The sequence below is a fragment of the Dietzia sp. UBA5065 genome, from assembly GCA_002415925.1.
GTDB lineage: Bacteria > Actinomycetota > Actinomycetes > Mycobacteriales > Mycobacteriaceae > Dietzia.
The window spans coordinates 12,581-13,505 of the sequence record DIAZ01000011.1; the positions used below are offsets into that span (position 1 = coordinate 12,581).

Consider the following 925-nt stretch of genomic DNA (forward strand, 5'->3'; position numbering starts at 1 on the left):
GCTCTACGACGTGTTCACCCGCGCCAGCGACCTGCTCGTGTCGATCGAACCCGATCGGCTGCAGGTCACGCTCACCGCGCTGGATCGCGCCCTCGACGGCCGGGGCGGGACGCTGGGCCGGGTGATCGAGGACGCGGACCGGGCGGGCCGGCACCTCTCGCCCGCGCTCGAGGACACCGCCGACGCCTCCGCCGGCATCGCCTACCTCGCCGCGGACCTCGCCGAGGCGACCCCGGAGATCCTCGAGACCCTGCAGGAGGCCACGCGGCTGTCGCAGATCGTCCTCGACCGGCCGGACTCGCTCGGCCGGCTCCTGGACGCGGGGCTGGCGGTGACCGGGTCCGGGGCGGTCATGGCCGACCGCACCGTCGACGGGGCGATCCGGGTGGTCCACGACACGGGGGTGGTGTTCGACCGCACCGCCCGGAACCCCCACGGGGTCATCCGGACCCTCTACGCCATGCGCCCCATGGGCGAGGCCGGGGCGGCGGCCTTCTCCACCGGGCGGTTCGCCATCACCGCGGTGCCCTCGTTCGCCGACCCGATGCCCTACGGCCCGCAGGACTGCCCCCGTTACCCCGATCTGGCGGGGTCCACCTGCTCGGGCGCCCCCGCCCCCGACCGCGACGCCGGGCTCACCGTCGCCGCCGCGTCCGAGCGGGAGGTGATCCTGCAACTCCAGGCCGCCGCCGCGGGGGAACCCGGGTCACCGGTGCCGCCGCCCGCCGACCCCGCGGCCGGGCCCGACACCGCGGCCTGGACCATGCTCGGCCCGCTCGTGCGCGGTACCGAGGTGACGATCCGATGACCAGTCGTCGTGGCCTGCGGCCGGCCCTCGCGCTCTTCGCCTACTGCCTGCTCGGGGTGTTGTGCACGGTCCTCGTGGTCAACACGCTGCGGGTGCCGATCGGCTGGGGCGCCCGGG

The 925-nt window shown here is 75.9% G+C and carries 1 protein-coding gene; it reads left to right on the forward strand.

What is annotated here, in order from left to right; translation table 11 throughout:
* A partial coding sequence (locus B4M60_RS01040) for an MCE family protein (protein ID WP_291079505.1) occupies positions 1-808 on the forward strand: 808 nt, incomplete at its 5' end.
* Between the last annotated feature and the right edge of the window lie 117 nt (positions 809-925).